Source organism: Paenibacillus humicola, from assembly GCF_028826105.1.
In the GTDB taxonomy this organism is placed as follows: domain Bacteria; phylum Bacillota; class Bacilli; order Paenibacillales; family Paenibacillaceae; genus Paenibacillus_Z; species Paenibacillus_Z humicola.
On the sequence record NZ_JAQGPL010000001.1, the window covers coordinates 1371193 to 1394295 of the forward strand.

Below are 23103 nucleotides of genomic sequence, written 5' to 3' on the forward strand. Positions count from 1 at the left end.
CGCGATCAGGATCCATTTTGAAGGAGGTATCGAAAGCATGTATAACATTCGATCCAAATTTTTTTCGGCCATGGTTCTCGCTATTGTTATCGCTGGGCTGTCCGGTTTACCCGCATTTGCGGCAGCTCCCCAGAGAACCGTAAGCGCATCGGCAGCACTCGCATATAATCTCAAAGGTCTTCATCATAACCTCGCCGTGCAGAAAGCGTATATTGCATCCAAATATGTATACGTCACGCAGCGGTCCGGGGGAACGATTTACCTGTCCAGATTGCTCATGAAAGGGAAGGATGCTACCTACGTGGATGAAATGACCATTACGAAGGCCGGCCACGGTCAAACGCTGGATATGTATACCTACAAAGGGATTAATTATTTATATTTCAGCTCGAAAGCGGACCCTTCCACATCCTATGACTGGTCGCTCCAAGTCGCCAGACTTCAATACTCGGCCGGAGCTACGTGTAATTATACGGATCTTCACCGGTTTACCTACATGAATTATGCCGATCGAACCGGTAAGAGATTGGGCAAGACGTACCGGGTTGACGGAGGCGGCAACAGCACCTACACGTTTTTCCGCGTCCAAACGGCGGAGGGAACCGTGACGTGGTCCATTTACGATACGGTTAAATTAAACCGGCTTCTTGACAGCAATAAACAGGTGCGTATGGACAGTGCAGCGGCGGTAAGCGCCTGCGTGGCCAGCTTCACACAGTCCGGCGGCGATATCGTCCGGCCGAACGGGTCTTTCCAGGGTGCGGATATGCTCGGGAAAACGTCAATCTATACGTCAGGCGGCGCGGCAGGGGAAACGCCGCAAATTGCGATGATGTCCAATACCGGCAAATACAAAACCTTGGTGAAGGTTACAAATGTGGGATCCCATGAAATCGAAGGTGTCCAGACCAAAAACGGCAACGTATACTTCAACATCGTGACAGACCCCGATAATAAAAAAAATACGCAAAAAATTTATTATATTCCCGACAGCCTATTTTAAATCGGTCATCACAAGCGAATTAGGTCGGATTTGTCCCATACGGAAGTCGAAGGAGAACCTTTGAGCACATTGCTCAGGCACGGGTTCTCTTTCTTTTTTGACCTATAAATATCCGTATGGCCGCGCCGATTTTTTGCTAGACTCGGGAAACATAACGCAAACAAAATCGGTTAGATGATCGTCTAAATATTGGAACGATTAGGGATTTTTATGGGGTGGCCTTCAAGGGCAAATGGCGTTTCAATCTGCAATCGGTCAGAGGAGATCTAAATATGAGATTGGTAATAGATATGCTTTCATTTGCAGTACCCATAACGCTGATTTACTTTATGGTTAGAATTTGTTTAATGAAAGTGTTTAAAATCAGGTGGGCTCGAGAAGTTCTCCATCTATCTTTTGTTCTCTACACCTCTTCAGTAGTATTTATGGTTTGGATTTACTATACCGCTCAGACCGACTATATTTTATATAATTTGATCCCATTTAAAACGATCCTAGAATACGTCCAAGAAATCCCTTCCGGCACGGCTATTATAAATATTGCGGGGAATCTAATCGTTTGCATGCCGTTTGGTTTTTACTATTATTTTAATCTCAGGGTCTTACCCAAAATGAACATAGCCGTTTACGCTGTGATAATTCCGGTCGTTATTGAATCCATGCAGTTGTTGATGCATTTCATTCATCTGGGCATGAGAGCGGTCGATATTGATGACGTTATTTTGAATAGCTTCGGCATAATAATCGCTTACTGCATGACGAAAAGTCTTTTTCAGCGGAAGCGAAAGCCCGCTAAATACCTTTCTCACTGATTAAGAAAATGTCCCTTTACAGGAATGGTAATGGGATATTTCAATCGTATTTTTTTGGTAAAATGTAGTAGGAGTGCTCAGTCTGAATGCTTAGCAGGAGAGGATGGGAATGAGAGCATGGTTAGCCGTAAATAACCTTAGTATTTTATATGCGCTCACTTTATTTTTGCAGACTGAAATACCGCTCAATACCTATCGTTTGGGCAGAATTACAGGTTGGAGTCAGATCAATAAGGACTTGGATCTTGCCGTTATCTTCATCTATATCCTATCTTCAATATTGGGGTATCTTCTGACCAAGCGGAAACTGGGAAGCCGAAAACTCAAATACGTCTTATCCATAACCTGGCTGCCTTACTATATCCTCTTCATCAAGCTTTTTGTTTTCCTGTTTCCAATTACGAACCCCGCTGAAAAACCCCTGCCGGGCATTGGATTGTATGTATTAGGTTTAGATATGATCGCTCCGTTTTATATTGGGTTCATTAACGTTCTTTCAGGGGTAAAATGGACGCTCATCGATGCGGCAGAGGACCCTCCTCCGCCGGATTGACCTTTGCGCCCACTGCGAAATAACGACCGAGTAAGGTAAGCTGGAGCGGTACAGCCGATCCTTCACATTCAATCGAGAGAAGGTGCCCGAGTGATCGTGATCGATTTGTCGTTCCCGATTGCGGATGGAATGCCCGTTTATCCCGGCGATCCGGAGGTGAAAGTCAAGGTAGCGCATACCTACGAGCGTCAGACGTGGGAATTGCGGGAGCTATCAATGGGGAGTCATACGGGAACCCACGTGGACGCGCCTTCGCACATGCATCCGGGAGCGGCGACATTGGACGAACTGCCGTTGGAACGATTTTTCGGAAAATCGCGCGCCGTACGGATCGATGACCCTGCTTGGCCCGAATGCCGGGGGCTGTTTTTCACCGAAGCTGCCGGGTTGGAATGCTTTGACCGGCTGGCTGCGCTGCGGCCGCCGTTCGTCGGCGGTGAGCTGTCGGAAGAACTGGAGCGGTCGTTGTTGGGGATCAATATTGTGACCTATACGGGGCTGCAGGGCTTGGATCGTCTTCCCGTTAATACCAATTTTATGTTTTACGGATTTCCTTTGCGCATCGCGGGTGGCGACGGGTCGCCGGTCCGGGCCGTTGCGGTGGCGGAGGCTGAATCGGCTGGAAAATAGAGTGAACGCATCATGCCGGAACGGTTACAATGGTAGGGGATGTTTTTAACGGGTCTGCTCAAACCGCTATTATTCCAAGGGATCATCCGGATGGAGGAGAGCTATGAAGAAGCTGCGTTGGGGAATTTTGGGGTGCGCTCAAATCGCCGCAAAGGCATTTATACCATCTGTCCGAGCCTCGGACATCCAGGAAATTACCGCTGCTGCAAGCCGTGATGCAGCTAAAGCCCGCGCGTTTGCGGACGCTCACGGCATACCGGACGCCTACGGCAGCTATATGGAACTGCTTGCCGACCCGAACATCGATGCGGTCTATATTCCGCTTCCCAATCATATGCACCGGGAATGGACGATCCGCGCCGCTCGGGCAGGCAAACACGTACTGGTCGAAAAGCCGATGGCGGTGTCGGAGCGCCATGCGGTACAGATGGTCGAGGCCTGCGAGCAGCTCGGCGTTCACTTTCAGGAAAACGTGATGTACCGCTGCCATCCGCGCTACGACCGGCTGAAGGAAATAATCCGTTCCGGCGAGATTGGCACGGTCAGGGCCGTTCACGGGGTTTTTACGTCCGATCGTTCCGCCATGGAGCATGATATCCGCTTCCGTCAGGATATGGGAGGCGGCAGTTTGTACGACATCGGCGTGTACTTGTTCAGCGCGGCCCGCTATGTGCTGGAAGCGGAGCCGGTGGCCGCGGCGGCGCAGGCGTTTTTTTCGCCGGAGCATGGTAACGTCGATATGATGGCCTCAGGAATCGTCGAATTTCCCGATCACGTGGCATTGACCTTCCAATGCGGCTTATGGGCGGACTTCGCCAATACGCTGGAAATTCGGGGCACGCACGGCACGATCCGGCTGCCGTCGGCATTTTCGCTGCGCGGCGATTTAAGCCCCGACATTCAGGTCACGGTGCGGGGCGAGCTGCGGACGGAGCCGTTCGAGCGCGGTAACCAGCAGATGCTGCTGCTGAACCGGTTTGCGCGGGCGGTGCTTCGCGGAGAGCCGGAGCCGGTCAGCCCTTGGGACGGCGTACGAACCGTACGAGTCGTCGAGGCATGCCTTGCATCCGCGCGCGAACAGAGACGGGTGGCCATCGAACCTTTTGAAGGAGGCGCCTAAACGGCGTCTCCGTTGTATTTTATTCGCTCAAGCGTTCGGGGGAGACGGCGGCAAATGACTAGGCCGGGCAGCCATTCTTTTCTCACGAATGCGCTCATTTTCACTAGATTTCCCCCTTCCCGGGGATGGAAGTCAGAATGGAGGATCGTACATGAGTCTTCAATTTGAAACCACCCGGTTAAGGCTTCGTTTTTTTGAGCAGTCCGATGCCAAAATGGTTCAACGATTAGCCGGAAACGAAGAAGTAGCACGCACAATGCTGGCCATTCCATATCCCTATGAAGATGGGATAGCGGAGCAATGGATCGAGCATATTCGTCAATCCTCTGAAAAAGGCGACAGCTATGCGTTTGCGATGATCAAAAAAGAAGATGATTCATTGATTGGAACGATGAGCATGGGAGTATCCAAAAAGCATAAACGTGCCGAGCTGGCCTACTGGGTGGGCCGGCCGTTTTGGGGGCAAGGATTTGCAACCCTATGATTTTTCAGACCTCCGGCCTGTGAATGCACTGGACTTTGGGCTGGCCGGATTTTAGCCTGCAGACTAGTTTAAATGGCGTCCACATCCGATAAGATAAAGGTGGTTAAATTACCTAAAAAAGGCGGACGTTCAAAATGCTGCAGTCTGCGAAGCTTGCAAAGCGTCAATTATGGCTTATTATCATCGTGTATTATGTTCTAGCCTCCGTCGTTTCGCTCATCCTGGGGAGCGTGCAGCCTGCAACCGGTATCCCGGAGGTGGTCATCCAGCTGACGCAATTCGGCCCGGCGATTGCCGTGTTCACGGTACTGGCGGTTATCCTGCAATCGCGGAACCTTCATCCGTCATCATCCAAAGCCGGCGGCGCTTCCCCGCACGCAGGTTCTCGTCGCTTGGTTGAAGCGATTCTGATTGTTCTCGCGGTATTCGTCATCGCTCTCGTCTGGTATCGCCTCTCCTCCCGTACAATCGATTATACGGCGCCTTCCAGTTTGTCTTATCCGTTCTGGCTTATCGTCGCTGCCCAATTCATCGGAGCGGTCGGTGAAGAAATCGGCTGGCGTATGTTCCTGCAGCCTGTTTTGCAAACCCGTTTCCGCGTGCTTGCCTCTTCCGTAATCGTCGGCCTTATGTGGGGAGTGTGGCATATCGGCGTTTTTGCCGAAGGCTGGCTGTTTGCCGGCGCCTTTCTCCTGTTCACGGTCTCGATCTCGGTTATTCTCGGCGAATTGCTGCGCGGACCAAGGGGATACAAGCTGACGACGGCGGCGGCTATGCATACGTTGATCAATTTGGGCATGCTGCTGTGGTTTAAGGAAGAGAGCGGCGATGCTTATGCGATGATGACTTTGGCTTTGGCTTTTACAATCGCGGCCGCAGGCACGTTAATCCTTCATACGGTTCGTGCCCGGCACGGAATAAGGCTGCCGCTCGGCAAGGGAATTTCGTAAAGCTTCGATTGCTTGCATGCTCGCAAATAAGACACGAAACCGTTACGGCGATACGATAACGAATCAGGGAGGCCCACTATGGCCTCCCTGATTTTTGCCGATCAGCCGAACAGATGCGGGGCATCCTGCCCGCTGCCGCGGGTCATAAAGTCTGTCGGCGACATGGAAGTATACTTTTTGAATATCCGGTAAAAGTAAGACGTATCGTAATAGCCCAGGTAGCCGGCAATGCTGGAAACCGTCATATCGGAATTGAGCAGCAGGCTGCAGGCTTCCGATATGCGAAGCTGATGCATGTATTTGATCGGAGACAGACCGGTAACCTCGCGGAATACGGCCGTCGTGTAATTGGGCGAACGGTGGATTAAACGCGCCAATTCATGAATTTCGACCTGTTCGCGGTAATGGTCGAGCAGATAGCGTTTGATAATTTCGGCGTATTTCGTCTTCATCGGCGCCGGCTCGGGCTTTTCCAGATCTCTCGCGACAAGACCGATCAGCTCCTGAAAAATGCCGGGACAGACAAAGGACCGGTACATTTCCCCTTCGCGCATTTCCTCGTACAGCCGCTCGAATCGGCGCTGCAGGTACTGCGGTTTCCGGGGCTTGAAGCGGATGAACTCTTTTTCCTTGAGGAAGGGGATGGATGCCGCGGCGTCCGGGCAGCAGCGGAACAGAACGGAATATTTTTGATGCGGACCCGACAAGTGATTATCTCCGGCCCTTCGGGTACCCTGCGGAATGAAAATCAAATCTCCCTGTTCTCCGGTCCATTCCCTGCCGTCGATCCGGTAAGTGAGGCTGCCCTGCGTTACCAGCACAAGCACGTTGTATTCGATGACCTCCGACTGTGTTCGCCAATTGGGGATAAAATCGTCAAAATGTACAGAACGGATGGCTAGCATAATTCCCCCGAAATCATAACTTTTGTTCTTAATTATAGCGAAAAAGCTTGCCGCGATAAACAATCCCATGACAAGTTTGCGTTGAATCGTACATCAATTATCCGTTCTGTACATCGACAAAGAAATACCCGGGCTCCTATACTGAACTTACATGGCGCGGACAGGAGGTGTCCCGTTCGGCCTGCCGGATCGCGTCAAAAACCTAACACGAACGAAAAGGAGCATGAATGATGCGCGTATTGCTGCTGGACCTGGATTCCACCAGACCCGATCACCTTGGCTGTTACGGCTACCATCGAAATACTTCGCCCAATATTGACCGGATTGCCTCCGAAGGCATGCGCTTCGACAATTATTATACGTCCGATGCGCCGTGCTTTCCGTCCCGAACGGCACTCATGACGGGCAGGTTTGGGATTCATAACGGGGTTGTCGGACACGGCGGCACGGCTGCGGATGTCCGTCACGAAGGAGAATCGCGCGAGTTTCAGAGCAGGCTGGCTGGGGAAAGCTTTCCGGCTTTATTCCGCAAGGCGGGGATGAAAACCGCGCTTGTCAGTCCGTTCGGCGAACGGCACACGGCCTGGACTTTTTACGCCGGCTTCAATGAGATTTACAATACGGGCAAAGCGGGCATGGAATCGGCCGAAGAAGTGACGCCGGTTGTGCTGGACTGGCTGGACCGCAATGGCGGGCAGGACAATTGGATGCTGTACGTGAATTATTGGGACCCGCATACGCCTTACCGCGCACCGGATTCATTCGGCAACCCGTTCGAGAATGAACCGCTTCCTGCCTGGCTCACGGACGAGGTATTTGAGCGGCACCGGGAGATGGTAGGGCCGCACAGCGCCCGCGAGATCAATATGTATAATAACCGGGATTGGCCGGAATATCCCCGCTTTCTCGGCGAGCTGAAGGACGGGGGCGATCTTCGCCGCATGGTGGACGGCTACGATTGCGGCGTGCGCCATATGGATGACAATATCGGCATGATTTTGGACGGCTTGCAAAAGAAAGGCATTCTCGACGATACCGTCATTATCGTGACGGCCGACCACGGCGAGAATATGGGGGAGCTCGGCATCTACGGCGAGCATGGAACCGCCGATCAGGGGACATGCCGGATTCCGATGATTATTCGCTGGCCGGGCCTTACGTCCGGAACGGTCGATTCCGGTCTTCATTACCATCTGGATTTGCCGCCGACGATGGCGGAGCTGATGGGCCGGCAGGCGGCCCCGAGCTGGGACGGCCGGAGCTATGCGGCCTCCATCCTGTCGGGGGAGGATACGGGACGGGACAGTCTCGTCATTTCGCAGTGCGCCCATGTCTGCCAGCGAAGCGTCCGCTTTGGCGATTGGCTGTATATCCGCACGTACCACGACGGCTACCATTTATTCGATAAAGAGATGCTGTTCGATATTAAACAGGACGGACATGAGCAGCATAACCTGGCCGCCCAGCGGCCGGATCTGTGCAGAGAAGCCGTCTATCGGCTGACGGAGTGGCACGACGACATGATGATGTCGATGGATTTCGACGTCGACCCGCTTTGGACGGTGATGCGGGAAGGCGGGCCGTATCACGCAAAAGGGCATCTTCGCGAATATGCGGCCCGGCTTGCCGAGACCGGCAGAGAACAATATGTCGAAGAATTGAGGAGGAGGCACCCGCGGGAACCCCGGTGAAACGGAACCGCAATTTTGCGGCGGCCCCCGGCTCGTAGTATAGCTTCAGATCGACCTTAGAGAAACCTTGACCCGTAGCGGATGAACGTCCCGGGCCAAGGTTTTTTTCTTGTTCCGGGTCCCCTGAAAGGAACCGGAACTTCTTTGTCGATCAAGCATCCCCCGAGTAACCCGGCCCGCGGATAAAATTTTTATCAATTTCCTGATTATTACCTGTATACGAACACCGGTTCTCGTCATATAATAATTACGAACGAACGTTCGTGCGGGGGTGATCGGAAATGGAACGAACGATATTTCTCGTCGACGGCCAGTCGTTTTATGCGTCGGCGGAAAAAGCGGCGCGGCCGGATTTGCGCGATCAGCCGGTGGCGGTCGGCGATCCGGAGCGGAAGGGCGGCATTATACTTGCCGCGTGTCCAATCGCCAAGTCCCGCGGCGTCACGACGGCATCCCGCGTAGGCGAAGCGCTTGGCAAATGTCCGGAGCTCGTGGTCGTCAGGCCGCGGATGCAGACGTATATCACCTTGTCGCTTTTTATCAGCGAAATTTTCTCTTCGTTTACCGACCTGGTCGAACCTTATTCGATCGACGAGCAGTTTCTCGATGTAACCGGCTCGGTTAAATATTTTGGCTCGCCGTACGAAATCGCGCGCCAGATCCAGGAACGGGTGCTGCTTTCGACGGGAATATGGTCGCGCGTAGGCATCGGGCCGACGAAGATCCTCGCCAAAATGGCCACGGACAACTTCGCGAAGAAAAGACCGGATGGAATATTCGAGCTGAATGAGGACAATATCGCAACGGATTTGTGGCCGCTGCCGATCCATCAAATGTTTATGGTGGCCAATCGAATGACGCGTCACTTTAAGCGGATGGGGATCAACACGATCGGCGACATTGCGCGGCTTGATTTCGGCGATTTTAAAACGCTTATGCGGCGTCGGATGGGGCGCCAGAGCGACATTCAGGCCGGCTATTACTGGCAGACCGCACGGGGCATCGATCCGAGTCCGGTCGTGACCGGTATACGATCCCAAATCAAAAACATCAGCCATGGCAAAACGCTGCGGTGGCGGTTATATACGCGGCTCCCGGATATCGAGGTCGTGCTGCTCGAGCTGGTCATTGAGGTATGCCAGCGGGCGCGCCGGTACGGCTATCAGGGGCGTGTCGTATCGGTGGGCGCCGGCGAAACGGACGGGGAGCGGTCGGGCGGTTTCGGCCGGCAGCTGACCCTGCCGCAGCCTACGTCATTGACGCATGAGGTCGCGGCCGCCGCTCTTAAACTGTTTGTGACGCATTGGAGCGGTATGCCGATCAGCCACCTCAGCGTCACCTTATCGCAGCTCTCCGATGACAACGTCTTTCAGTTGACTTTATTCGAGGACCGCGCGCGCATTTACAGCAAAGAGCGTGCCATTGACGATATTAAACGCCGGTTCGGCAGTACCGCGATTATGCGGGCGTCTTCGTTGCTGGAGGCCGCCGTGGCGCGGGAGAGGGCGGAACAGATCGGAGGTCATTATAAATGAGCAAGCTGGACGGGAACGAACGCTGGAAATCGAAAATGCTGCTTACCGAGCACGCGGAACAGTACGACCGGAAGCAGGCCGGCACCGACAAAAAAATGATGACCACCGAGGAGTGGGTCATGGTCCGCGACTATATCCTGCTGCCTCACCTTGAAAAGATCGTGCAGCGGAGCTTGAATGACATCGAGTATTCCGCAAACGTGCTCAAAAGCCTTTATCTGGCCGCCGGCACTCGAATTTTAACGATGATTGCGGAGGACCATTACCGGCTGCGCGGCGAGCTGAAGAAACGGAATATTCGCGTCATTGCCGAGGAACAGGCCGATATGGTCGTGTATCACCGCTGTTATTTCCGCGGTTATGAAGAACGCTTCGGCATGACGCGCGATGTCATGCGGTCCGAAATCAGCACTCGTTTGACCGCCTATACCAAGGAGCTGGTGGCGCGGCTGAAGCTGAAATCCAACCGTTAATCCGGGATTAGGCTCCGATTATTTTTACGGTCATGGTCCGGTGAAAAAGATCTTCTCCAGTTCCCCGTCGTTATTTTTATTCCCGGATTTTAGGAATAACCAAAAATAATACACGAAAAACAAAAATCTCCTCCTTACAAGCTGCAAAGCGAAATGGTTACAATGGGGATGTGCTTGGCATCGACCCATATTCTGTTAGGGCCGGCGGCCTTTTTTGGTGCCCGGTGCTTCATCATGCTGCTCCGGCGGTTTTTATGGGTTACCGAACGAGCTTGAATGCCGGACGCAAACATATCGAACCGAGGGAGAGAACAGGATGAACGTTCAAATTGGAATGCGTATCCCGCCGAAAATCAATGCCGAAGGACTGGAACAAACGGCTGCATGGGCCGCTGAGATCGGCTTGGACGTGCTTGACGTCCATAGGCTGAATCCGGAAGTCAAACAAGCATGCGACGCTGCGGGCATCGGAATCGGCTCCGTCGATGCGGTGCAAACCGCCGCGCTGCTCAGCAAAGACGACGCCCGCCGGGAAGCGGCTGCGGAAGCGGTCAAGCAGCAGATGACCGACATGGCTGCGCTTGGCGCAAAGGTGATGTTCATGTGTCTTGTGCCCGAGGATCGCACGGCGCCCCGTCAGGAGAGCTTCGCCATCTGGAAAGACACGTTCCCGGAGCTGGTTCGTCACGCCGAAGCCCAAGGCGTTTACATCGCGATCGAGGGCTGGCCGGGGCCGGCACCGCATTATCCGACCATCGGCTGTACGCCGGAGATGTGGCGGGCGATGTTTGAAGCGATTCCTTCCAAGCATTTCGGCCTCAATTACGATCCCTCCCATTTGGTGCGGCTCGGGATCGATTATTTAAGAGCTTTAACGGAGTTCGGCGAACGTGTCAACCACTGCCACGGCAAGGATACGGAAATACTGAACGACGATTTATATGAATTCGGCGTATTGCCCGCTACCTTCGGCGCGAAATACGGGTTTTCCGAAGGCTCGTGGCGGTATACGATTCCCGGACACGGCGCGGTGGAGTGGAGTAAAGTCGCCGTGAGACTGGATCGGCTCGGTTATCAAGGCGCGGTCTGCATCGAGCTCGAGGATCACCGCTTCTGGGGTACGCTGGAGAAAGAACGGGAAGGCATTATGAAAGCGGCGCAGCATTTGCAGCTGTATTTCAAATAACAAGCGAACTACTGAAAGTACGGATGAATAGCGGGCGTTGTGTAAACCTTTACATCTCTATATTATGGAGGTAGATGACATGGACAAGGTTCGTTTCTTAATGATCGGCGTCGGCGGCATGGGGAGAGAGCATATCAGAAGGCTGCTCCAGGTGCCCGAAGCCGAAATCGCAGCGCTGGCGGATCCTTCCGCCGCGGCGGTCGGTCAAGTGAAGGAACGATTCCCGGAATTGGGGGACGTGCCGGTTTATACGGACTATCGTGAGGCGATTTCGCAGGCAAACGCCGATGCCGCCGTCATCGTCTCGCCGCACAGCATGCATTTTGAACAGGGGATGGCCTGCTTGAGCGGCGGCCTGCACGTCCTGATGGAAAAGCCGTTCGTTGACGGCTCGGAAAATGCGGAACGCATCATTGCCCATGCCGCAAGCGTGAACAAGCATCTCGCCGTTGCCTACCAGCGTCACCTGATGGGTCCGTATATGTATATTCGCGACCTGATCCGCAGCGGTGAACTGGGCGAAATCAATTATATTTGCGCCTATCAGGCGCAAAGCTGGCTGAAGGGTACGACCGGCAGCTGGAGGCAGAATCCCGCGCTGTCCTGCGGCGGCCAGTTGAATGACTCCGGCAGCCATCTTCTTGACGTCGTGCTTTGGGTATCCGGGCTCGAACCGGAAAGCGTGACGGCTGCCATCGACAACCGCGGTACGCAGGTCGATATCGATTCGGCTGTCACCGTGCGCTTCCAGGGAGGCGCAATCGCGACGTTCAACGTGGTCGGCAGCGCCAGCATCGGATGGCACGAGGATGTGTCTATTCACGGCGATAAGGGAACCGTTTTGTACCGCAACAATACGATCTATGTCGCCAAGGAAGGGCAGCGAAATATTACCGAAGTTACGGACGAGCTTCCGGCTTCAAGCGATCCGAACCGCGATTTCGTCGACCTCATCCTCGGCAGGGTAAGCGAAGCGGCGGCTCCGTCCAGCTGCGGCTTAAGAATCGCGCGTTTGACGGAGGCGGCCTGGAAGAGCGCGGCGAACGGCAGTCAGGTTATCCGTTTATAGGCTATAGCTGAAAAGTCAAAGAGGAATGCGCAAAATTACAAAAAGGCTGCCGAATGGCAGTCTTTTTGACCATCGAAAGGGTAGCTTTTCGCCATCCTTTCGCCCAATGTCGATCGGAAGCGTTTACAATGTACGGGGCTAGTGCTTGCGCGGGGGAAAACAGCTTCGCAATCCGAGGCTTAAGGAGGCTGGAGATGAACATGCTTTCCAAGGCTAGCCTGGCGGTATTTCCAAAAGGGTTCATGAATGAATTGTCGGACGGCACGATGAGTCTGTTGGCATGGATCGAGATGGCGGGAACGCTCGGAGCGGATGGCCTGGAGATGTACCCGAGATTTTTACGCGATCTGACGGAGCCTACCCTGCTTACGATAAAAGCTGCTGCCAAACGGCAAGGGCTGCAAATTCCGATGATGTGCTCCTCGCCGGATTTCACCCACCCCGATCCGCAGTTTCGCGACAATGAAGTCGAGCACATGAAACGGCTGATTTGGGCGATGAGCGTTCTCGGACCGGACTCCTTTCGCAGCTGCCGGGTGTTGTCCGGGCAAAGAAGGGCGGAGGTTCCGCGCGAGGATGGCGTCCGCTGGACCGTAGACGCGATACGCCGGCTGCTGCCCTTCGCCGCGGAGCACCACGTTTATTTGGTCATGGAAAATCATTATAAGGACGGATATTGGACGGCTCCCGAATTCGCCCAGCAGTCGGAGGTGTTTCTGGAGATCATCGGCCAGATCGATTCGCCCTGGTTCGGCGTCAATTACGATCCGTCCAATGCCATCGTGGCGGGGGAAGATCCGCTCGCCCTGCTGGAGCGGGTGAAGCACAGAGTCGTTACGATGCACGCGAGCGACAGGCATATCAAGCCGGGGTACAGCCTGGAGCATCTGGACCGGCATGATTCGGCGGGGTACTCGTCCGCGCTGCTTCACGGCGTCATCGGAAGCGGATTAAACGATTACGACCGCATATTTACCGAACTTCGCTCCGTGAATTTCCGCGGCTGGATTTCGATTGAAGACGGGGTGAACGGGTTGGACGAGCTTCGCCGCTCCGTCGTCTTCGTCCGAAAGAAAATGGCTGCCTATTTGACTTAGGAGTTAGGAGGGCACAGGACAATGGGCAAAAAACAAATCCGGGTTGGTATGATCGGCTATAAATTCATGGGCAAGGCCCATTCCCATGCATACCGGGACGTTCCTTTCTACTTTGACGGCGACGGAGTTCCGGTGATGCAGGCGATTTGCGGACGCGACGAAGGAGCTTTGAAGGCGGCGGCGCAGAAACTGGGCTGGGCATCCTGCGAAACCGATTGGCGCAAGCTGATCGAACGGGACGATATCGATTTGATCGATATCGGCGCCCCCAACAATGCCCATGCGGAAATTGCCGTTGCCGCGGCTGAGGCGGGCAAACATATTCTTTGCGAGAAACCGCTGGCGATGAACACCGAAGAAGCAAAACGAATGCTGGAGGCGGTCAATAAAGCCGGGGTCGTTCATATGATTTGCCATAACTACCGGTTTGTTCCCGCCGTTCAATATGCGAAGAAGCTGATTGATGAAGGAAAACTCGGCAAAATCCTTCACATTCGGGCGAATTACCTGCAGGACTGGATTATGGACCCGAGCTTCCCGCTCGTATGGCGCTTGAAAAAAGAAGTTTGCGGTTCCGGCGCGCTTGGGGATCTGTCCTCCCATTCGCTCGACCTTGCCCGTTTTCTGGTAGGCGAGTTTAAGGAAGTGAACGGCATGATGGAGACGTTCGTCAAAGAACGTCCGGTCGGAGAAATGAGCGGCGGCTTGAGCGCCGACGTCAAGGGAGAAGCGATGGGGAAGGTCGATGTAGACGATGCATCCATTTTTATGGCCCGCTTCGAAAACGGGGCCGTCGGCGTCTTTGAAGCGACGCGTTTTGCCGGCGGCAACCGCAACGGGAACCGTTTCGAGATCAACGGCACGAAGGGGTCGATCCGCTGGGATATGGAGCAGATGAACACCCTGCAATTGTATTCCGCTGACGATCAAGCCGGCATGCAGGGCTTCCGCTCCATTAACTGCCAGGAGGAGGTTCATCCTTATGCCGGAGCGTATTGGCCGCCCGCCCATATTATCGGCTATGAGCATACATTCATCAACCTGGTCGCGGAGCTGATGAACGGCATCGTCAGCGGCCAAAGTCCGGCGCCGAATTTCGAGGACGGCCTCATCAATCAAACGGTGCTTGAAGCGGTGCAGAAATCCGCCGAGACAGGGCGATGGGTATCCGTTTCGGAGGTTCGATAGACAAAGCAGCCGCGAACGGGCGTTATGAACTGACTTTTTCCGCCAATTTCGGTTTCCAGACGCGGATGTATTGCAAGGACACATACGAGCCCACGACGAGAACGAAGGCGAGCGCTTGAGCGCTTAAGGTTTCGGCTGTAGGGAAAGCGGACAGCCAAAGCCCCATCCAGGCGGGAATGTTCAGATGCAGGTCCGTCGTGGGAATCCAGCCGGCCAGCTGCATTTCTTGAGCGGTTTCGCCGGTCATCACTAACAGCACGACGACAAGCAGCGCTCCCGTTACGACCAGCATTTTTTTGTACGGGAGCTTTTTGTGTGCCGCAAACGTCAATAAGCCCACGATGCCGGTCAAGCACAAGCCGATTAACGAACCGAGCACAATGACTCGATTCCCCGCCTGCAGGCGCAGGTTCTGAAGAAACAGTACAACCTCGAATCCTTCCCGGTATACGGACGTTAGTCCGACAACCACAAGACTCCAATAGGAAGCCGGAGCATTGTCGGCGGGCGCATCCGTAATTTGGCGGCGCTTTCTGTTATGCAAAGAAATCCATCCCGTCCAATAGAGCTTATGAAAAAACCAGTTCATGATGATGAGCAGGACGATATTGGCAAGCAGGCCCGTGCCGGCCTGAATATTGAGCTCCGATGTGGTGTTTCCCAAGAGCGAAATCATCCCGACGACGACAAACCAAGTGACAAAGGTTAAAAGAAGCGACAAGCCCGAACCGACGAATATCGGCTTCCAGGATTCTTTCTTGCTCCGGACAAGTCCCGCCGTGATAGCCGATAATACGAGGATTGCCTCAAGCCCCTCGCGAAAAACAAGGATGGCTGTGTTTAAGATGGCGGCCCCAGGCGTTAAATTGCTTGCGCTCGGGTCCGGATTGCCGTTCGCCGTCATTCCTTGCCACACAAAAACGCCGACGATCAGCAGAGTGAATACGCCAAACATCACCTGTTTAAGACGGATGAACTTCATAAGGCCTGCCCCTCGCTATTCCGATTATATTCGATAATGAAAATCATTATCACCAAAAACGATTATAAGGCAGTTCGGAATTTATGGCAATAGGTTACAAATGAACTACAATGCGTAAAAATGCTACTATTATGAGAGCGTTTTTTTATGGACAGGACGGAATCTCTCTTTCTCCCGCTTTACGGGCTGAAAGGAGAGCGTATAATTTACACAGAAGACCTCGACATCCTGCGCCGTGCGTCCATTAGCCGAAGCCGGGTAACGTCTCTAGAGCCGCAAGTCATCCCACAACAGCTGCGGTCCGGTCTTGAGAGAGGAGCGGTGAACGGCATTGAAGCCAGTTAAATTGACCATTTTCCCCAAGCTGGTCATCACCTTTTTGATCGTCATTATCCCCATCGACGCGCTCAGCCTGTTTATGAACGTATCGGGTGAACGAATCGTCCGCAACGAGCTGCTGGCGTCAAGCGCCTCCAACGTCCATTTTTATCTCAGCGCGCTGGAAACCGAAATTGAACGGATCATGCAGCTGGAGCGCGAATATATAAGCAGCGACGACGATTTCAAGAAAGCGGGGGTCATCCCGGAATCGATGGACGATTACGAGCGGGTGGAAACGATCCGCCGGATCGAAAATAAGCTGTCCATTTTGAAAAGCTCCAGCCCCTATATTCAGGAAATCAAAATTTATTTTCCGAAGCTCGGTCATACCATTTTGTCCGGCGGACTTGGAGAGGACACGATCCCCAAGGAAGAGCTGGACGAGATTGTCCATCATGCCCAGCATTCCGCTTCTCCGCTTACGTATTGGAACGGACGGCTTTTTCTGGGGATGGTGTATCCGGCGCCGGGAAACAATATGGACTTTGCGCTCGAAGTGGAGCTGTCGCTGCCGCTGCTGAAAAAATCGTTGGCGCAAATGGCGAACAACGCGGCGTCGGATACGATTTTGATTAACGAAAAGGAAAACTGGACCGTGAGCGGCAAACAGGAGCATGCCATCCTGACGGATATTATGGACTTTCTGCGAAACACGTCGGCCGCCGGCCCGCAGTCGGGACAACAGCGCATGAAGCTGGAGAATGAGCAGTATCTGCTTTACTACGAGCGCTCGTCCATGCTCGGCTTGACGCTGGTTCATTACGTTCCCGAGAAGGAGGCGACGGGGGTGCTGAACCGGTACCGGACCTGGTACTGGATTCTCGTGCTGCTGTCTTTAGGCGTCGTGCTGCTGTTTTCGTACTGGATTTTCCGGCTCATTCATCAGCCGATGAGACGCCTGGTCGGCGCGCTGCGCAAGGTCGGAGAAGGCAACCTGACACTCCGGCTGCATCACCGTTCCCGCGATGAATTTCAGGATGTCTACCATCAGTTCAATACGATGGTGAGCCGAATTCAAACGCTGATCGACGAGGTGTTCGAGCAGAAGCTTCGTTCGCAGCGCTCGGAGATGAAGCAGCTGCAGTCGCAAATCAACCCTCATTTTCTGTATAACAGCCTCTTTATTTTACTGACGCTGATCAAACAGCAGCGGCTTTCGCATGCGGAGGAGCTCGTCAAGCATATGGGCAATTATTTCCGCTTTATCACGCGAAACGGCGAGGACGAGATTCGGCTGGATCAGGAAATTCAGCATGCGAAGGCTTATGCCGGCATTCAGTCGGTCCGGTTTCCTAGCATTGAAGTGATCTGGCGCGGTTTTCCGGCCGCTTCGTCGGAGCTGGTCGTGCCGCGGCTCATTCTTCAGCCCCTGATCGAGAATGCTTATCTTCACGGGCTCGAAGGCAAGGACGGGCGGGGGACGCTGCTGGTCGAAGCGCATGCCGGCGATAACCGGCTTGAGGTCGTGATTGAAGACGACGGAGACGGGCTCGAAGACGCGGTCATTGATAAGCTGTCGGCCGAGCTCCGCGCGGCACAGGACAAAAACGAATGGACGGGAATATTCAACGTACACCGCCGGCTTCAGCTGAAATTCGGCAGCGAATACGGTCTTAAGGTAAAGCGGGGCGCACTTGGCGGTCTCGCCGTCTCCATGACGATTCCGCTTCCGGAGGAGGAACACGATGTATAAACTGCTTATTGTCGATAATGAGGAAATCATCGTCGACGGTCTGGTCGAATTTTTTACGGAAATGGACGGTTTGGACCTGGAAGTGTTCGGCGCGCATTCGGGCATGGAAGCGATCCGTCTCCTGGAGCAGACGAAATTCGACGTCGTGCTCTCCGATATCCGCATGCCGCGGATGAGCGGCTTGGAGCTGCAGGAGGAAGTGCGAAAGCGATGGCCTCGCTGCAAGATTATCTTTCTATCCGGATACGACGAGTTTGTCTATGTCAGGCAGGCCGTCCAGAATGGAGCCAGCAATTACATTTTAAAAACGGAAGGCTACGAGGTTATTGCGGAGACGGTCGAGAAGGTGCTCGCCGAGCTGGAAGAAACCGACCGCCTCGATCATCTCCTGTCCAGCGCCCGCAAGCAGCTTCAGGCATCGCTTCCGCTGCTGCAGCGGGAGTTTATGCACGGCCTGCTCATGGGCGACGCCGGTTCCGCTCGCGTCCGGGACGAGCAGTTCGGCGAGCTCGGGATCGGCCTGACCGGCGGCGAGCCGGCGCTGCTCGTCGTCGGGCGCGTGGACGATTGGCGCGGCATCTTCGCGCCGTACGACCGAAATTTGCTTATCTTTGCGATCCAGAACATCGCAAAGGAATTTTTCGCGCCGGCCGTCAGCCTGTATTCGTTTTCGTATGAGCCGTCGCGCGTCGTCATGTTCATTCAGTCCGGAGCGGGCGGCGGACAGCAGGACGAAGAGGAGAAACGCGCGCATGCGCTGCGGTTTGTCCAGCAAACGCTGGCTGACGTTCAGCGGGCGGTCCGCGAGCTGCTCAAGATTGCCGTCTCCTTCTCGGTCGGACATGCTTTCGTCCCTTGGAACCGGATTCCCGAGCAGTTTGAATCGTTGAAGCTGCTGCTTAATCTCGGCCTGGGTGCGGGCAACGAATCGATCGTGCTGGAGTCCCGCAGCCGGGAACGGGCGGAGGAGGAACTGCCGCCGGAGCTGCAGCCGCAATCGTTTGCCGCAGCCGTCCGCAAGCTGCAGCATCATTTGGAGAACGGCGAACGCGCCGACTTCTTCGAGCTTCTCGAGGAGCTGATGCGGTCCGGTGACGGGCCGGCCCTACGCCCCGAAAGCGTCCGGCTTGAAATCTCGCTGTCGCTCGCGGCGATTTTTCTGTCGGCGATCAACCGGTTCGAGCTTCATATGGAAATCAGCCGGTCCGTCGATCTCAGCCTGCTGAGCCGGTTCGAGCCGGTGCTGCCCTGGAAAGAGCGGACCGCGTATTTCGGCAGGCTTGCGGAAGCGGTGTTTGACGCCAGATCGAGCCGGCGGACGGATCAGGAAGAGAGCATCGTGACCCAAATCGAGCTTTATATCGCGGCCCATTTGGCAGGCGACCTGTCGCTCACCCGTCTTGGCGAAGTGTTCGGGCATCATCCTTACTACCTGTCGCGATTGTATAAGCAAATTACGGACCGGGTACTGTCCGACTATATTACGGAAGTCAGACTGAAGAAGGCGAAAGAGCTGCTCGAGGAAAGCGACTGCCGGATTCAGGACGTATCCAAGGAAATCGGCATTTTGTCGGAAACCTATTTTTACCGGTTCTTCAAAAAACATTTGGGGGTGACCCCCCAGGAATACCGGGACGCCGCCAAAAGGTTTAAATAGGATAGCCGGTGTATAAAACGGACAGTAGAGCCCGCTGCGCCGGCAGTGATACATTGGTTGTGAGAGGCCGATCTTAATTTCAATCAAGGGGGAACTATGTTGAAACCGAACAGAAAAATTGCCTGTCTCGCTTTTATTGCCGCCTGCACGCTTGCCCTGTCGGCATGTTCGTCGGACAAGCAGAACGGGACGTCCGCATCGACCGGAGATTCCGGCAGTAATGCGTCGTCATCCGCGCAGACGGACGGAAGCTCGGGCAAATACAACCCGCCGATTACCATTCACGCCGCACGGAATGTCCAGGCGGACTGGATTTACGATAAAGGCGAGGATATTAACAATAACGTCTGGACGAAAGAATTCGAGGATAACCTCGGCATCAAAATGACGTATGACTGGACCGCTCCGTCAACCGACGATTATACCAATAAAATGAATGTCGTCATCGCTTCGGGCGACACCCTGCCGGATATGTTCGAAGTGAACGCCGCACAGCTGCAGCAGCTGGCCGATGCGGACCAATTGGAAGACTTGACCGATGTGTTCAACAAGGAAGCCACGCCGTTAACAAAGAAGCTGATGAACGGAGACGGCGGAATTGCGATGAGCGCGGCCACCTTCGACGGGAAGCTGCTGGCCATTCCGCACATCAACGGCACGATTACGAACAACGATGTCCTGTGGATCCGGTCCGATTGGATGAAAAAGCTGGGCTTGTCCGCGCCCAAATCGATCGACGACCTGGTCAAAATCGCGGATGCGTTCGTAAACAAGGACCCGGATGGAGACGGCAAAAAGGATACGTTCGGACTCGGTCTGCTGGGAAGTCCGCAGCTTGGGATGACGGGCGGCAGCTCCGGAGACCTCGGCGGCTGGTTCGCGGCCTTCAATGCCTATCCGGATATCTGGATTAAAGATTCGACCGGCAAAATCGTCTACGGCAGCATCCAGCCGGAGGTCAAGACGGGGCTTGCGAAGCTGCAGGAGATGTACAAGAACGGTCTCATCGATAAGGAATGGTCCGTTAAAGACGCCGGGAAATTCGGCGAAGACATCATCAACAACAAGCTGGGTATGTTCTACGGCGCAAACTGGAATTCGTATTCGCCCATGAATATTTCGAAAAATCAGCAGCTCGACAATATGAAGCCGTATTCGATCGTCTCGGTCGACGGCAAGCAGCCGGTGGTGCAAGCGGTCAATCCTTCCGTTGACCAGTACGTCGTCGTGAAGAAAGGCTACGCGCATCCCGAAGCGATCATCCGTCTGCTCAACGATTTTCAGGAGAAAATGTGGGGAGCGACCGGAGATTACGAGAAATTCGGCGCGAAGCCCGGCTCGTCGCCGGAAATCGACTATTTCAAATATCCGCTTGTCCAGTCGTGGCCGGTTACGAAGGATATCCCGGACAACCTGGATGCGGTTCATGCGGCGCTCGATTCCGGAGATGTCTCCAAGCTGAATTCCGAGCAAGCGGCGATCGTCAAGAACATCAAAGCCTATGAGGCGGGAGACATCGTCAAAGGCTGGGGCCAAAAGCGGCAGTACGACGCGTTTGACATTATTAAGAAGGACGACCTGAACAACCAGCTCAATTCCGAGTTTTACGGGGCGCCGACACCGACGATGGTGACGAAGAAGGCGTCGCTCGATACGCTGGAGCAGCAGGAATTTACGAAAATCATCATGGGCGCGGCCCCGATCGACGAGTTCGACAAGTTCGTTGCCGATTGGAAGAAGCTTGGCGGGGACCAAATTACCCAGGAAGTGAACGATTGGAAAGCCCAACATAAATAATGGATGAAACGGGAGGGGCGGCGTGCCGCTTCTCCCGTTTTTACGCTTATTTCATATTATCGGACAGGAGGGTTTCTTGATGCGTCTGATGAAAAGCCTGAAGCGGGATTATTTGCTGCATGTGATGCTCCTGCCCGCTCTGGTTCTGGTTCTCGTCTACAGCTACTATCCGATGTTCGGAATCATTATCGCGTTCGAGAAGTTTTCGGCGTTCAAAGGCTTCTTCCACTCGCCATGGGTCGGCTTCGACAACTTCAAGTATGTGTTTCAAATGCCGGAGTTTCCGCTTGTCATGCGAAACACGCTCATTATCGCGATTTTCAAAATCATCGGCAACCTGGCGGTGCCGATTATCGTGGCGCTGATGCTGAACGAAGTCAGCAAATCGTTCATTAAGCGGGGCGTACAGACGCTTGTGTACCTGCCTCATTTTCTGTCGTGGGTCATTTTGGCGGGCATTTTAAAAGACATTCTTTCGCCCTCCGACGGGATCGTCAATCATGTGCTCGGCTATCTCGGCGTGCAGCCCATTTTTTTTCTGGGAGATAATCATTGGTTCCGCTTCACGCTTATCGTCAGCGATGTATGGAAGGAATTCGGATTTAATACGATCGTTTATTTGGCGGCGCTCACGTCGATCAGCCCTTCCTTGTACGAAGCGGCCATCGTCGACGGCGCTTCGCGCTGGAAGCAAACGCTGCACATTACGCTTCCCGGCATCGTGCCGATCATGATTTTGCTGGGCACGCTCAGTCTCGGCAACGTCTTGAACGCGGGCTTCGATCAGGTGTTTAACCTGTACAATCCGATCACCTACGATAGCGGCGATATTTTGGATACGCTCGTTTACCGCATCGGAATTGTCAGCGCGCAGTACAGCGTATCGACAGCGATCGGTCTCTTCAAATCGGCCGTTTCGTTCCTGTTGATCTCCGTATCGTACTGGCTGGCCTACCGACTGGCCAATTACCGCATTTTCTAAGGGGGTGAACGAGAATGTATAAACTTTCATGGTCGCGCAAAACGTTTTTGATCTTTAACTACACCTTTCTGATCGCCATGTCTGTCTTGTGCATCCTGCCGCTGCTCAATGTGCTCGCCGTTTCCTTCAGCTCGGCGGGCGCCGCACTGTCGGGAAGCGTCAAGTTCATACCGATCGATTTTAATTTGAAATCGTACGAGATCGTCATTCAGCAGGGCAAGTTTTTCACCGCGTTCGGCGTTTCGGTCGAGCGGCTGATTCTGGGCACGCTGGTGAATATGATCATCTGCGTCCTGACCGCATATCCGCTTTCGAAGGAAAACCACCGGTTCCCGCTGCGGACGGCATATGCCTGGCTGTTTGTGTTTACGATCCTGTTTAGCGGCGGGCTTATCCCGACCTATCTCGTTGTCAAGCAGACCCATCTTCTGGGTACGATCTGGTCGCTCGTTTTGCCCGGCGCCGTCAATGTATTCAATGTTATCCTCATGCTTAATTTTTTCAGGGGTCTGCCCAAGGAGCTGGAAGAGTCCGCGCTGATGGACGGCGCAAATCATCTGGTGACGCTCGTTAAAATCTATTTGCCCATCTCGTTGCCCTCGCTGGCGACCGTAACGCTGTTTACGATGGTCGGCCACTGGAATTCCTGGTTCGACGGGCTGCTTTATATGCGGAATCCCAACGATTATCCGCTGGCGACCTATTTGCAGGCGATTACGATCGATGCGGCAACCTTAAAGAACCTGACGATGAACGACCCCGAAACGGCGCGCTTCGTCTCGGACCGGACCGGCCGTGCGGCGCAAATTTTTATGACGGCGCTGCCGATTCTGCTCGTTTACCCGTTCCTGCAAAAGTATTTCGTCAAAGGACTGGTATTGGGAAGCGTGAAGGAATAAGATGGGTCCGAAGGGG

Annotated in this window: 21 protein-coding genes; 19 read left to right on the forward strand and 2 right to left on the reverse strand. The window is 54.1% G+C overall.

Annotation, left to right across the window (positions count from 1 at the left end):
* The first annotated feature begins 37 nt into the window (after nucleotides 1-37).
* From PD282_RS06495 to PD282_RS06525, 7 genes are all read left to right on the forward strand, one after another.
* The gene (locus tag PD282_RS06495; RefSeq protein WP_274649533.1) at nucleotides 38-1003 is read left to right on the forward strand and encodes a phage baseplate protein; all 966 of its coding nucleotides are present in this window, start codon (nucleotides 38-40) and stop codon (nucleotides 1001-1003) included.
* A gap of 272 nt (nucleotides 1004-1275) precedes the next feature.
* Nucleotides 1276-1815, forward strand: a complete 540-nt coding sequence (locus tag PD282_RS06500; protein WP_274649534.1) for a VanZ family protein — start codon at nucleotides 1276-1278, stop codon at nucleotides 1813-1815.
* Nucleotides 1816-1924: 109 nt separating this feature from the next.
* Complete coding sequence (locus tag PD282_RS06505; protein ID WP_274649535.1) at nucleotides 1925-2368, forward strand: hypothetical protein; 444 nt, start codon at nucleotides 1925-1927, stop codon at nucleotides 2366-2368.
* Nucleotides 2369-2458: 90 nt separating this feature from the next.
* A complete protein-coding gene (locus PD282_RS06510; protein ID WP_274649536.1) occupies nucleotides 2459-2998 on the forward strand; it encodes a cyclase family protein in 540 nt (179 codons plus the stop codon).
* A gap of 103 nt (nucleotides 2999-3101) precedes the next feature.
* The gene (locus PD282_RS06515) at nucleotides 3102-4118 is read left to right on the forward strand and encodes a Gfo/Idh/MocA family protein (protein WP_274649537.1); all 1017 of its coding nucleotides are present in this window, start codon (nucleotides 3102-3104) and stop codon (nucleotides 4116-4118) included.
* A 151-nt stretch (nucleotides 4119-4269) separates the two neighbouring features.
* Entirely contained in the window at nucleotides 4270-4602 is a 333-nt protein-coding gene (locus PD282_RS06520; protein WP_274649538.1) for a GNAT family N-acetyltransferase, read from the forward strand.
* A 134-nt stretch (nucleotides 4603-4736) separates the two neighbouring features.
* Nucleotides 4737-5552 carry a CPBP family intramembrane glutamic endopeptidase gene (locus PD282_RS06525; protein ID WP_274649539.1) on the forward strand — a complete coding sequence of 272 codons (816 nt, stop codon included), beginning with the start codon at nucleotides 4737-4739 and terminating at the stop codon, nucleotides 5550-5552.
* A 101-nt stretch (nucleotides 5553-5653) separates the two neighbouring features.
* Here PD282_RS06525 and PD282_RS06530 read toward each other — a convergent pair whose 3' ends face one another.
* Complete coding sequence (locus tag PD282_RS06530; protein ID WP_274649540.1) at nucleotides 5654-6457, reverse strand: helix-turn-helix domain-containing protein; 804 nt, start codon at nucleotides 6455-6457, stop codon at nucleotides 5654-5656.
* 230 nt (nucleotides 6458-6687) lie between these two features.
* Between PD282_RS06530 and PD282_RS06535 the strand changes: the two genes are divergently transcribed.
* The 7 genes from PD282_RS06535 (at nucleotide 6688) to PD282_RS06565 (ending at nucleotide 14696) form a co-directional block, all read left to right on the forward strand.
* Complete coding sequence (locus tag PD282_RS06535; protein WP_274649541.1) at nucleotides 6688-8148, forward strand: sulfatase family protein; 1461 nt, start codon at nucleotides 6688-6690, stop codon at nucleotides 8146-8148.
* A gap of 281 nt (nucleotides 8149-8429) precedes the next feature.
* A complete protein-coding gene (locus PD282_RS06540) occupies nucleotides 8430-9683 on the forward strand; it encodes a DNA polymerase IV (protein ID WP_274649542.1) in 1254 nt (417 codons plus the stop codon).
* Entirely contained in the window at nucleotides 9680-10156 is a 477-nt protein-coding gene (locus tag PD282_RS06545; RefSeq protein ID WP_274649543.1) for a YhjD family protein, read from the forward strand. Before PD282_RS06540 ends, PD282_RS06545 begins: the two co-directional genes overlap by 4 nt.
* 316 nt (nucleotides 10157-10472) lie before the next feature.
* On the forward strand, nucleotides 10473-11342 hold the full coding sequence (locus tag PD282_RS06550; RefSeq protein WP_274649544.1) for a sugar phosphate isomerase/epimerase family protein: 870 nt from the start codon (nucleotides 10473-10475) through the stop codon (nucleotides 11340-11342).
* Nucleotides 11343-11421: 79 nt separating this feature from the next.
* A complete protein-coding gene (locus tag PD282_RS06555) occupies nucleotides 11422-12411 on the forward strand; it encodes a Gfo/Idh/MocA family protein (RefSeq protein WP_274649545.1) in 990 nt (329 codons plus the stop codon).
* A 200-nt stretch (nucleotides 12412-12611) separates the two neighbouring features.
* Nucleotides 12612-13508: a sugar phosphate isomerase/epimerase family protein gene (locus tag PD282_RS06560; protein WP_274649546.1), complete on the forward strand. Its 897-nt coding sequence runs from the start codon at nucleotides 12612-12614 to the stop codon at nucleotides 13506-13508.
* Nucleotides 13509-13529: 21 nt separating this feature from the next.
* Nucleotides 13530-14696, forward strand: a complete 1167-nt coding sequence (locus PD282_RS06565) for a Gfo/Idh/MocA family protein (RefSeq protein ID WP_274649547.1) — start codon at nucleotides 13530-13532, stop codon at nucleotides 14694-14696.
* 22 nt (nucleotides 14697-14718) lie between these two features.
* Here PD282_RS06565 and PD282_RS06570 read toward each other — a convergent pair whose 3' ends face one another.
* Nucleotides 14719-15678, reverse strand: a complete 960-nt coding sequence (locus tag PD282_RS06570; protein WP_274649548.1) for an FTR1 family iron permease — start codon at nucleotides 15676-15678, stop codon at nucleotides 14719-14721.
* 331 nt (nucleotides 15679-16009) lie between these two features.
* Between PD282_RS06570 and PD282_RS06575 the strand changes: the two genes are divergently transcribed.
* The 5 genes from PD282_RS06575 (at nucleotide 16010) to PD282_RS06595 (ending at nucleotide 23087) form a co-directional block, all read left to right on the forward strand.
* On the forward strand, nucleotides 16010-17752 hold the full coding sequence (locus PD282_RS06575; RefSeq protein WP_274649549.1) for a sensor histidine kinase: 1743 nt from the start codon (nucleotides 16010-16012) through the stop codon (nucleotides 17750-17752).
* Nucleotides 17745-19409 carry a response regulator gene (locus PD282_RS06580; protein ID WP_274649550.1) on the forward strand — a complete coding sequence of 555 codons (1665 nt, stop codon included), beginning with the start codon at nucleotides 17745-17747 and terminating at the stop codon, nucleotides 19407-19409. Before PD282_RS06575 ends, PD282_RS06580 begins: the two co-directional genes overlap by 8 nt.
* Nucleotides 19410-19508: 99 nt before the next feature.
* Complete coding sequence (locus PD282_RS06585) at nucleotides 19509-21206, forward strand: extracellular solute-binding protein (RefSeq protein ID WP_274649551.1); 1698 nt, start codon at nucleotides 19509-19511, stop codon at nucleotides 21204-21206.
* Between the two features lie 79 nt (nucleotides 21207-21285).
* Nucleotides 21286-22188, forward strand: coding sequence for an ABC transporter permease (locus tag PD282_RS06590; RefSeq protein WP_420832275.1), 903 nt, complete (start codon nucleotides 21286-21288; stop codon nucleotides 22186-22188).
* A 14-nt stretch (nucleotides 22189-22202) separates the two neighbouring features.
* Nucleotides 22203-23087: a carbohydrate ABC transporter permease gene (locus tag PD282_RS06595; RefSeq protein WP_274649552.1), complete on the forward strand. Its 885-nt coding sequence runs from the start codon at nucleotides 22203-22205 to the stop codon at nucleotides 23085-23087.
* Nucleotides 23088-23103 lie beyond the last annotated feature (16 nt).

What these genes read in the sequence shown, in the direction of transcription:
- PD282_RS06495 (WP_274649533.1), top strand. Translation starts at nt 38, where the DNA reads ATGTATAACATTCGATCCAAATTTTTTTCGGCCATGGTTCTCGCTATT.
- PD282_RS06500 (WP_274649534.1), top strand. Translation starts at nt 1,276, where the DNA reads ATGAGATTGGTAATAGATATGCTTTCATTTGCAGTACCCATAACGCTG.
- PD282_RS06505 (WP_274649535.1), top strand. Translation starts at nt 1,925, where the DNA reads ATGAGAGCATGGTTAGCCGTAAATAACCTTAGTATTTTATATGCGCTC.
- PD282_RS06515 (WP_274649537.1), top strand. Translation starts at nt 3,102, where the DNA reads ATGAAGAAGCTGCGTTGGGGAATTTTGGGGTGCGCTCAAATCGCCGCA.
- PD282_RS06520 (WP_274649538.1), top strand. Translation starts at nt 4,270, where the DNA reads ATGAGTCTTCAATTTGAAACCACCCGGTTAAGGCTTCGTTTTTTTGAG.
- PD282_RS06525 (WP_274649539.1), top strand. Translation starts at nt 4,737, where the DNA reads ATGCTGCAGTCTGCGAAGCTTGCAAAGCGTCAATTATGGCTTATTATC.
- PD282_RS06530 (WP_274649540.1), bottom strand. Translation starts at nt 6,457, where the DNA reads ATGCTAGCCATCCGTTCTGTACATTTTGACGATTTTATCCCCAATTGG.
- PD282_RS06535 (WP_274649541.1), top strand. Translation starts at nt 6,688, where the DNA reads ATGCGCGTATTGCTGCTGGACCTGGATTCCACCAGACCCGATCACCTT.
- PD282_RS06540 (WP_274649542.1), top strand. Translation starts at nt 8,430, where the DNA reads ATGGAACGAACGATATTTCTCGTCGACGGCCAGTCGTTTTATGCGTCG.
- PD282_RS06545 (WP_274649543.1), top strand. Translation starts at nt 9,680, where the DNA reads ATGAGCAAGCTGGACGGGAACGAACGCTGGAAATCGAAAATGCTGCTT.
- PD282_RS06550 (WP_274649544.1), top strand. Translation starts at nt 10,473, where the DNA reads ATGAACGTTCAAATTGGAATGCGTATCCCGCCGAAAATCAATGCCGAA.
- PD282_RS06555 (WP_274649545.1), top strand. Translation starts at nt 11,422, where the DNA reads ATGGACAAGGTTCGTTTCTTAATGATCGGCGTCGGCGGCATGGGGAGA.
- PD282_RS06560 (WP_274649546.1), top strand. Translation starts at nt 12,612, where the DNA reads ATGCTTTCCAAGGCTAGCCTGGCGGTATTTCCAAAAGGGTTCATGAAT.
- PD282_RS06565 (WP_274649547.1), top strand. Translation starts at nt 13,530, where the DNA reads ATGGGCAAAAAACAAATCCGGGTTGGTATGATCGGCTATAAATTCATG.
- PD282_RS06570 (WP_274649548.1), bottom strand. Translation starts at nt 15,678, where the DNA reads ATGAAGTTCATCCGTCTTAAACAGGTGATGTTTGGCGTATTCACTCTG.
- PD282_RS06580 (WP_274649550.1), top strand. Translation starts at nt 17,745, where the DNA reads ATGTATAAACTGCTTATTGTCGATAATGAGGAAATCATCGTCGACGGT.
- PD282_RS06590 (WP_420832275.1), top strand. Translation starts at nt 21,286, where the DNA reads ATGCGTCTGATGAAAAGCCTGAAGCGGGATTATTTGCTGCATGTGATG.
- PD282_RS06595 (WP_274649552.1), top strand. Translation starts at nt 22,203, where the DNA reads ATGTATAAACTTTCATGGTCGCGCAAAACGTTTTTGATCTTTAACTAC.